The organism is Streptomyces sp. NPDC057137, from assembly GCF_042670825.1.
GTDB lineage: Bacteria > Actinomycetota > Actinomycetes > Streptomycetales > Streptomycetaceae > Streptomyces.
Genome location: NZ_JBHUUW010000128.1, coordinates 1 through 8766 on the forward strand (window position 1 = coordinate 1; position 8766 = coordinate 8766).

At 71.3% G+C, this 8766-nt stretch carries 10 protein-coding genes and 1 riboswitch; of the genes, 7 read left to right on the forward strand and 3 right to left on the reverse strand.

Features of this window, described 5'->3' with window-relative positions:
• Positions 1–143: 143 nt before the first annotated feature.
• Positions 144–818: an AAA family ATPase gene (locus ACFT9I_RS39780; RefSeq protein WP_382572689.1), complete on the reverse strand. Its 675-nt coding sequence runs from the start codon at positions 816–818 to the stop codon at positions 144–146.
• 204 nt (positions 819–1022) lie between these two features.
• Positions 1023–1120: riboswitch (glycine riboswitch) on the forward strand.
• Positions 1121–1279: 159 nt separating this feature from the next.
• Between ACFT9I_RS39780 and gcvT the strand changes: the two genes are divergently transcribed.
• From gcvT to ACFT9I_RS39800, 4 genes are all read left to right on the forward strand, one after another.
• On the forward strand, positions 1280–2443 hold the full coding sequence (gcvT, locus tag ACFT9I_RS39785; RefSeq protein WP_382572690.1) for a glycine cleavage system aminomethyltransferase GcvT: 1164 nt from the start codon (positions 1280–1282) through the stop codon (positions 2441–2443).
• A gap of 80 nt (positions 2444–2523) precedes the next feature.
• Positions 2524–2901, forward strand: coding sequence for a glycine cleavage system protein GcvH (gene gcvH, locus ACFT9I_RS39790; protein WP_382572693.1), 378 nt, complete (start codon positions 2524–2526; stop codon positions 2899–2901).
• 16 nt (positions 2902–2917) lie between these two features.
• Positions 2918–4186 carry a serine hydroxymethyltransferase gene (gene glyA, locus ACFT9I_RS39795; RefSeq protein ID WP_382572695.1) on the forward strand — a complete coding sequence of 423 codons (1269 nt, stop codon included), beginning with the start codon at positions 2918–2920 and terminating at the stop codon, positions 4184–4186.
• 142 nt (positions 4187–4328) lie between these two features.
• Positions 4329–5711, forward strand: coding sequence for an L-serine ammonia-lyase (locus tag ACFT9I_RS39800; RefSeq protein WP_382572698.1), 1383 nt, complete (start codon positions 4329–4331; stop codon positions 5709–5711).
• 70 nt (positions 5712–5781) lie between these two features.
• On the opposite strand, the gene ACFT9I_RS39805 is transcribed toward ACFT9I_RS39800, so the two are convergent.
• A complete protein-coding gene (locus ACFT9I_RS39805) occupies positions 5782–6717 on the reverse strand; it encodes an oxidoreductase (protein WP_382572700.1) in 936 nt (311 codons plus the stop codon).
• Between the two features lie 81 nt (positions 6718–6798).
• Between ACFT9I_RS39805 and ACFT9I_RS39810 the strand changes: the two genes are divergently transcribed.
• Positions 6799–7407: a TetR family transcriptional regulator gene (locus tag ACFT9I_RS39810; protein WP_382572702.1), complete on the forward strand. Its 609-nt coding sequence runs from the start codon at positions 6799–6801 to the stop codon at positions 7405–7407.
• 72 nt (positions 7408–7479) lie between these two features.
• Here ACFT9I_RS39810 and ACFT9I_RS39815 read toward each other — a convergent pair whose 3' ends face one another.
• Complete coding sequence (locus tag ACFT9I_RS39815) at positions 7480–7662, reverse strand: hypothetical protein (protein WP_382572703.1); 183 nt, start codon at positions 7660–7662, stop codon at positions 7480–7482.
• Here ACFT9I_RS39815 and ACFT9I_RS39820 point away from each other — a divergent pair.
• Together ACFT9I_RS39820 and ACFT9I_RS39825 are read left to right on the forward strand one after the other, a co-directional pair.
• On the forward strand, positions 7639–7983 hold the full coding sequence (locus ACFT9I_RS39820) for a hypothetical protein (protein ID WP_382572704.1): 345 nt from the start codon (positions 7639–7641) through the stop codon (positions 7981–7983). The genes ACFT9I_RS39815 and ACFT9I_RS39820 overlap by 24 nt on opposite strands.
• 72 nt (positions 7984–8055) lie before the next feature.
• Positions 8056–8667, forward strand: coding sequence for a DUF305 domain-containing protein (locus tag ACFT9I_RS39825; RefSeq protein WP_382572707.1), 612 nt, complete (start codon positions 8056–8058; stop codon positions 8665–8667).
• The last annotated feature ends 99 nt before the right edge of the window (positions 8668–8766 follow it).

The window sequence follows — 8766 nt, forward strand, 5'->3', positions numbered from 1 at the left end:
TTATACGAGACTGGGGCCTAGGCGCCTGGGTGGGGTATTCGTCCTCGATCGCCGGACGGGCCGCATGCGCCGGCCCTCCGGCGATCGAGGACAGGCCCCGATCGCCGGAGGGCCCCGGCGCCCCGCTGCCCCTAGGGCCCCGCTCACGGCCCCGCGAAGTCGATCCCCGTCAGCGCCCCCGCCGCGTCGCGGTCCAGGAGGACCGCCGACGCGCAGCCCGGTGGGAGGTGGCCGGATTCCGCCGCCGTGACGAGGCGGGACACCGCGCGGCGGTGGCGGGCGAAGGCGTAGCCGGACACCCCGCGCCCGCGCTCGCGCTGGCCCGCGCGGGCCGTCTTCGGGGTCACGTCGAGCAGGACCAGATGGAGCCTTCTGCCGCGACGGCGGGCCTCACGGGCCAGCCAGCGGCGGACCCACGCCTGGGTGCCGCAGTCGTGCACCACGACGCTCTCGCCGGAGCGCAGCGCACGCCGCAGCCCCGCGTAGTGCGCGAGGCGCACCAGCGGGCGGTAGACGGCGTACGGCAGCCGCTGGGGCAGCCGGCGCGCCCAGCGGTCGCGGGTGTCCTGCGAGTCGATCCCCCGGCCCGCGGCGGCCCGGCCGATCAGTGTGGACTTCCCGCTGCCCGGCAGGCCCGAGACGACGACCACGTCGCCGTCGCCGAACGTCAGGCGCCGGGGCCCCCGCCGCCCCCGCTCCCTCAGGTCCCGGATGACCGGCGGCACGGCCGCCAAGGCCTTGCGGGGAACCGCTGCCGGCTGGGCGGGCACCCCCGCGGTCGTCGCGTACGCACCTGCACGGGACCGCTGCAACGTCATCGCCCTCCCCCTGTCGGGTCCATCGCCGTGGCCGATGACCCTTGCCCATCAAGTGTAAAGAACTGGTAATACGGCACCAAGCGTTTTGCTGCTCACGGCCCTGTCGGCCCGGTCGGGCCGCCCGGTGGGACGTCCCCGTCGCCCTCCCTCCCTACGGAGGCCGACGCGTGCGATGATGTGCGCGCCAACTCCATACCGGCCGTTCGAATCCGCGCGGGAGAGTCCCGGTCACCTCTGGTGCCGGGCGCCGAAGGAGCAAGTTCCTCCCTTGAATCTCTCAGGCCCAGTACCGCGCGGACGAGGCAGATCTGAAAAGCGAATCGCCGCCAGGCGCTTCCACCCAAGGTGCAAGTCACGACCTCCGTATGCGTACGTGTACGTACACGTCGTGATGAACCTCTCAGGTTCCGATGACAGATGGGGAGGATTGTCCTCTCTGTCATGCCCTGGGAGCCACACCTATGAGCAACACGTCTGACACCCCCGTCCCCGAAGCGGCCGGTCCCGACGCCCCGCGCCTCACCGCGCTCGACGCCGTGCACCGCTCGCTGGGCGCCACCATGACCGACTTCGCCGGCTGGGACATGCCGCTGCGCTACGCCGGCGAGCGTGCGGAGCACGTCGCCGTCCGTACGAAGGCCGGTCTCTTCGACCTCTCCCACATGGGCGAGATCACCGTCACCGGCACACAGGCCGCCGAGGCGCTGGACTACGCGCTGGTCGGCAACATCGGCACCCTCGCCGTGGGCCGCGCCCGCTACACCATGATCTGCCAGGAGGACGGCGGGATCCTGGACGACCTGATCGTGTACCGCCTCGACACCCACGGCGCCCCCGAGTTCATGGTCGTCGCGAACGCCTCCAACGCGCAGGTGGTGCTCGACGAGCTGACCGGCCGCGCCGCGGACTTCGACGTCGAGGTGCGGGACGACCGCGACGCGTACGCGCTGCTCGCCGTCCAGGGCCCGCAGTCGCCGGGCATCCTGGCCCAGCTCACCGACGCCGATCTGGCCGGGCTCAAGTACTACGCCGGGCTGCCGGGCACCGTCGCCGGCGTACCCGCGCTGATCGCCCGTACCGGCTACACGGGTGAGGACGGCTTCGAGCTGTTCGTGGAGCCCCGGTACGCGGAAGGGCTGTGGCAGGCCCTGATGGCCGCGGGCGCGTCCGCCGGACTCGTACCGGCCGGGCTCTCGTGCCGCGACACCCTGCGGATGGAGGCCGGCATGCCGCTGTACGGGCAGGAGCTGACGACCGGTCTCACGCCCTTCGACGCGGGCCTGGGCCGGGTCGTCAAGTTCGAGAAGGAGGGCTACTTCGTGGGCCGTACGGCGCTGGAGGCCGCCGCCGAACGCGCCGAGACCGCGCCGCCGCGCAAGCTGACGGGTCTGGTCGCCGAGGGCCGCCGGGTGCCGCGCGCCGGATACCCGGTGGTGGCGGACGGAGCGGTGGTGGGCCATGTCACCTCGGGCGCGCCGTCGCCGACGCTGGGCCGGCCGATCGCCATGGCCTACGTGGACGCGTCGCACGCCGCGGCGGGCACCGCGGGCGTCGGGGTCGACATCCGGGGCTCGATCGAGCCGTACGAGGTCGTCGCGCTGCCCTTCTACAAGCGTCAGAAGTAACGCCCGCCGGACCGGGCGTCATCTCACTCCGCAAGACACGTGTTCACCACCACTCCCCCGCGTACAGGAGAATTCACGACATGAGCAACCCCCAGCAGCTGCGCTACAGCAAGGAGCACGAGTGGCTGTCGACCGCCGATGACGGCGTGTCGACGGTCGGTATCACGGAGTTCGCGGCGAACGCCCTCGGCGACGTCGTGTACGCCCAGCTCCCCGAGGTCGGTGACACGGTGACCGCGGGCGAGACCTGCGGCGAGCTGGAGTCGACCAAGTCGGTCAGCGACCTGTACTCCCCCGTCACGGGTGAGGTCACCGAGGCGAACCAGGACGTCGTGGACGACCCCTCGCTGGTGAACTCCGCACCCTTCGAGGGCGGCTGGCTGTTCAAGGTGCGCGTCGCGGAGGAGCCGAAGGACCTGCTCTCCGCCGACGAGTACACCGAATTCTCCGGCAACTGAGACCCCAGGGACTGTGATGTCTTCGAAGTCGCTCCTCAACTCCTCTCTCCATGAGCTCGACCCCGACGTCGCCGCCGCCGTCGACGCCGAACTCCACCGCCAGCAGTCGACGCTCGAAATGATCGCGTCGGAGAACTTCGCCCCGGTCGCCGTCATGGAGGCGCAGGGCTCCGTCCTGACCAACAAGTACGCCGAGGGCTACCCGGGCCGCCGCTACTACGGCGGCTGTGAGCACGTCGACGTCATCGAGAACATCGCGATCGACCGGGTGAAGGCGCTGTTCGGCGCCGAGCACGCCAACGTGCAGCCGCACTCCGGCGCGCAGGCCAACGCCGCGGCGATGTTCGCGCTGCTGAAGCCTGGCGACACGATCATGGGCCTGAACCTGGCCCACGGCGGTCACCTGACGCACGGCATGAAGATCAACTTCTCCGGCAAGCTCTACAACGTGGTCGCCTACCACGTCGACGAGGAGACCGGTCAGGTCGACATGGCCGAGGTCGAGCGCCTGGCCAAGGAGTCACGCCCGAAGCTCATCGTGGCCGGCTGGTCCGCGTACCCGCGTCAGCTCGACTTCGCCGCGTTCCGGCGGATCGCGGACGAGGTCGACGCGTACCTGATGGTCGACATGGCGCACTTCGCCGGTCTGGTCGCCGCGGGCCTGCACCCCAACCCGGTGCCGCACGCGCACGTCGTCACCACGACCACGCACAAGACCCTGGGCGGCCCGCGCGGCGGTGTGATCCTCTCCACCCAGGAGCTGGCCAAGAAGATCAACTCAGCTGTCTTCCCCGGGCAGCAGGGCGGTCCGCTGGAGCATGTCATCGCGGCGAAGGCGGTGTCCTTCAAGGTCGCGGCGACCGAGGAGTTCAAGGAGCGCCAGCAGCTCACGCTGGACGGCGCGCGCATCCTCGCCGAGCGCCTGATCCAGGACGACGTCACGAAGGTCGGCGTCTCGGTCCTCTCCGGCGGTACGGACGTGCACCTCGTCCTGGTCGACCTGCGGAACTCGGAGCTGGACGGCCGGCAGGCCGAGGACCGGCTGCACGAGATCGGCATCACGGTCAACCGCAACGCCGTCCCGAACGACCCGCGCCCGCCGATGGTCACCTCCGGCCTGCGGATCGGCACCCCGGCGCTCGCCACCCGCGGCTTCACGACCGAGGACTTCACCGAGGTCGCTGACGTCATCGCGGCGGCGCTGAAGCCCGAGTTCGACCGCGACGCCCTGGCGGCGCGCGTGACGGCGCTGGCGGCGAAGCACCCGCTGTACCCCGGCCTGTAGTCGCACCCGCGACCACGGGCTCCGGGGCGCCGCGCGCACCCGATCGGCGCGCGCGGTGCCCCGTACCGTTCCACCCTGTATGTGCGGTTTCTGCACCACCCCGGCAGACAACGGCGTCTACCAACCAGCTAGGAGTCCCACCGTGGCCATCTCGGTCTTCGACCTGTTCTCGATCGGTATCGGCCCGTCCAGCTCCCACACGGTCGGCCCCATGCGCGCGGCGGGCCTCTTCGCCCGGCGGCTGAAGAACGAGGGCCTGCTGGCCCACACCGCCAAGGTCAGGGCCGAACTCTTCGGCTCGCTCGGCGCCACCGGCCACGGCCACGGGACGCCCAAGGCGGTGCTGCTGGGCCTGGCGGGCGAGTCCCCCCGTACCGTCGACATCGAGTCCGCCGACGCGCGGGTGGACGCGATCCGCACCGGCGGCCGGATCAGTCTGCTCGGGATGCACGAGATCCCCTTCGACTTCGACGCGGACCTGATCCTGCACCGGCGCAAGGCGCTGCCGTACCACGCGAACGGCATGACGGTCCTCGCGTACGACTCCGACGGCGGCACCCTCCTGGAGAAGACGTACTACTCGGTCGGCGGCGGGTTCGTCGTGGACGAGGACGCCGTGGGCGAGGACCGCATCAAGCTGGACGACACGGTGCTGACGTACCGTTTCCGCAGCGGTGACGAACTCCTGCGGCTGGCCGGTGAGACCGGGCTCTCGATCTCCGCGCTGATGCTGGAGAACGAGAAGGCGTGGCGCACGGAGGCCGAGATCCGCGAGGGTCTGCTGGAGATCTGGGCGGCCATGCGGGCGTGCGTGGCACGCGGCATGGCGCGCGAGGGCATCCTGCCCGGCGGCCTCAAGGTCCGCCGCCGCGCGGCGAATTCGGCACGGCAGCTGCGCGCCGAGGGTGACCCGGCGGCCCACGCGATGGAGTGGATCACCCTCTACGCGATGGCGGTCAACGAGGAGAACGCGGCGGGCGGCCGCGTCGTCACCGCACCCACCAACGGCGCGGCGGGCATCATCCCCGCCGTCCTGCACTACTACCTGAACTTCGCCGCGGCCGGCCACACGGACGCCGAGAAGGACGACGACATCGTCCGCTTCCTGCTCGCCGCCGGCGCGATCGGCATGCTCTTCAAGGAGAACGCGTCCATCTCGGGCGCCGAGGTCGGCTGCCAGGGCGAGGTCGGCTCGGCCTGCTCGATGGCGGCGGGCGCTCTCGCGGAGGTCCTGGGCGGCAGCCCCGAACAGGTCGAGAACGCCGCCGAGATCGGCATGGAGCACAACCTCGGCCTGACCTGCGACCCGGTCGGCGGCCTCGTACAGATCCCGTGCATCGAGCGCAACGGCATGGCGGCGGTCAAGGCGGTGACGGCGGCGAAGATGGCGCTGCGCGGCGACGGCAGCCACAAGGTGTCCCTGGACAAGGTCATCAAGACGATGAAGGAGACCGGCGCCGACATGTCGGTCAAGTACAAGGAGACCGCGCGGGGCGGGCTCGCGGTGAACATCATCGAGTGCTGAGCCCGGAGGGGGCGCGGCACGGAGCGGACCGCGTCGGTGTTCGGGGCCGCGTTCGTATCTTTAGGGCGACTCAGGCGGGGGCCGGGAACCCGAACCGTACGGAGGTCAGCTCTTCCGACAGGTCCCAGAGGCGGCGGCCGGTCGCGGCGTCGGCGGCCCTCGGGGCCAGTTCCACCCGCTTCGGCGCACCACGCAGCTCGCCCATGCCGTCGGGACCGATGAACTGCCCGCCCTCGACGTCCGGGGCGGTCGCCGCGTACAGCTGGGACAGCGCGCCCTGGTCGGGGGACTGGGCGAGCGGGAGGAGCAGCCGGCCGAACACGAACTTCACCATGCCGACCGGCGAGCTGGTCTGGAGGTTGGTCGAGGTGTAGCCGGGGTGGGCGAGCACGCTCCGCACCGGGCTGCCGGCCGCGACCAGCCGCCGGTGGAGCTGCCAGCCGAAGACGGCGTTGGCCAGCTTCGACTGGTTGTAGTACCTCATGGGCGAGTACGTGCGCTCACCGTCGAGGTCGTCGAAGAAGATGCCGGCCTGCCGGTGGTTGGGCGAACTCACCGTGACCACACGGGGGTTGTCCCCGGCCTCCAGCAGGTCGAACAGCAGCCCGGTGAGCGCGAAGTGGCCGAGGTGGTTGGCCGCGAACTGCACTTCGTGCCCCTGCGCGCCGAGCGTCCGGGGCGGCGCCATCACGCCCGCGTTGTTGACGAGCACGTCCAGGCGCGCGTGGTCGGAGTGCAGGCCCGCGGAGAAGGCGCGGACCGAGTCCAGGTCCGCCAGGTCCACCTTGCGGACCTCCAGCAGGGCGCCCGGGTGCTCGGCGGCGAGCCGCGCGACCGCCCGGCGCCCCTTGGCCTCGTCCCGTACGGCGAGAATCACCTGCGCGCCCTTGCGGACGAGTGCCCGGGTGGTCGCCAGGCCCAGACCGCTGTTGGCCCCGGTGACGACGAACACACGCTCGCTCTGGTCAGGAATCTGCTCGGCGGTCCAGCGCCGCTTATCGCTCATGCGACACAAGCTGCCCCATGTGGCATTCAGTGTCAAGATGAAACCACGCGCCACCTAAGGCACGGAGTGTAGGATGAGGTGGTGACCATCCACCCCGAAGTGAGCCTGGCCCAACGCAAGCGCCGGCTCGTCTCGGACGAGTTGACCGGAGCGGCGCTGAAGCTACTGGCCCACAAAGGGTTCGACGCGGTCACGGTCGACGAGATCGTGGCCACGGCCGGCGTGTCCAGGCGCACCTTCTTCCGCTACTTCGCGTCCAAGGAGGACGTGGTCATCCAGTTCCTCGCCGACATGGGCACCGGCATGCGCGCGGAACTCGCGGGCCGCCCCGCCCAGGAGCCGCCGTCGGTGGCACTGCGGCACACCGTCCGGGTCCCCGTCGACGCCTGCGCCGGCCATGCCGACCAGGCGCTGCGCGTGGTGCGGCTGATCATGGGCACCCCCTCCCTGCTCGCCCGTTTCCTGGAGCGCCAGGCACAGTGGCGCGACGAGCTCGCGGCGGAAGTGGCCAACCGGTTGAACGTGTCCCCCAAGACCGATCTCTATCCGCGACTGGCCGCCGGAATTGCCCTGACCGTCTTCGGCACGGTGCTGCAGCGATGGAGCGACAGTGACGGCGCCGAGGACCCCGCCACGCTGACCGACCAGGCCTTCGCCGTCGTCGCACCGGCGCTGGACGCCGTGGTGTAGGGCTCCGCCCGGCGCGGCCGGACGCTTCCCGGAAAGCTCAACTCCGCGTGCGGGAAAGGGCCGCGCACGGCGTCAGGTCAGCGGGCCGCAGGCGATCAGCAGGGGCAGCAGGGGCGCGGCCGCCGAGGCCAGAACGATGCCAAGTCCCGTCGCGCGGCCGGGTTTCGGGTGCGGGTCGAGGAGACGGCGCATCCGGACGAGCGAGCCGGAGCCGCCCGCACCCATCGCGGCGTGGGGCACCTGACCGGCGGGCATCCGGACGAGGCGTACGGCTCGGTGGCGGGCCCGGCTAACCACGCGTCCGCCGAACCGGGCCCGGCGCCTGCGGCGGAGAAGGCCCTCCCTCACCCGCCCCCGGCCGACGAGCAGGTCATCGGCATGGGCGGCATGGCCATGGACATGGCCTCGCTGTGCGTGGCGGTGCTCAGTACGTGGGCACCGGCGGCGCTCCTGCTCGCCGCGTTCGCCCGGCGGCCCGGACGGCTCACGGACCCGCTCGCGGGCGCCGTCGCGCCGCGGCCCAACCCCCCGCCCCGTACACCGGAGTTGTCGTCACTGTCGGTCCTGCGGATTTAGGCCGAACCGCCCTCAGGGGCTCGAAGCCGCGTACGCACACATCCGCAGGACCGACCACAAGGTTGTACCGACATGAGTTCCATCAAGCACGCCCACCACCGGCGTCGCCTCGCCGTCGCGGGCGCGATCACCGCCGCCGCCCTCCTGCTCGCCGCGTGCGGCGGCGGGAACGGGAGCGGGGACGACCCCGCCGCCACGGGCGCGTTCAACGACGCGGACGTCGCCTTCGCCCAGGGGATGATTCCGCACCACCAGCAGGCCGTCGAGATGTCCGCCCTGGCCGACGACCGTGCCGCAAGCACGGAGATCAAGGCGCTGGCCGGAGAGATCGAGAAGGCGCAGGACCCGGAGATCACAACCATGCGGTCCTGGCTCAAGGCGTGGGGCGAGCCGGAGTCGGCCGACGGGCGCACGCCCGGCATGCACCACGGCTCAAGCGGCTCGGGCGACGCGGCCGGGATGATGTCCGACCAGGACATGGCGGACCTGACCGCCGCCGAGGGCGCCGACTTCGACAAGAAGTTCGCGGCGCTGATGATCGAGCACCACAACGGGGCGATCGCGATGGCCCGCGAGGAGCGGAAGAACGGCGAGAGCACCAAGGCCAAGAAGCTCGCCGCGGAGGTGATCGAGGCCCAGACGGCCGAGGTCGAGCAGCTGAACGCACTCCACGACCGGCTCTGACCCGCGGGGATCGGCGGGCCCGGCCCGGGGGCCCCCCCCCGCCCCCCCCACCCAAACCCATTACTAATAAACCCAGGGGGGTTTCACAGCAGGGTGGGG

Coding starts and splice junctions, on each gene's coding strand:
- ACFT9I_RS39780 (WP_382572689.1), bottom strand. CDS start 818: ATGACGTTGCAGCGGTCCCGTGCAGGTGCGTACGCGACGACCGCGGGG.
- gcvT (WP_382572690.1), top strand. CDS start 1,280: ATGAGCAACACGTCTGACACCCCCGTCCCCGAAGCGGCCGGTCCCGAC.
- gcvH (WP_382572693.1), top strand. CDS start 2,524: ATGAGCAACCCCCAGCAGCTGCGCTACAGCAAGGAGCACGAGTGGCTG.
- glyA (WP_382572695.1), top strand. CDS start 2,918: ATGTCTTCGAAGTCGCTCCTCAACTCCTCTCTCCATGAGCTCGACCCC.
- ACFT9I_RS39805 (WP_382572700.1), bottom strand. CDS start 6,717: ATGAGCGATAAGCGGCGCTGGACCGCCGAGCAGATTCCTGACCAGAGC.
- ACFT9I_RS39815 (WP_382572703.1), bottom strand. CDS start 7,662: ATGCCCGCCGGTCAGGTGCCCCACGCCGCGATGGGTGCGGGCGGCTCC.
- ACFT9I_RS39825 (WP_382572707.1), top strand. CDS start 8,056: ATGAGTTCCATCAAGCACGCCCACCACCGGCGTCGCCTCGCCGTCGCG.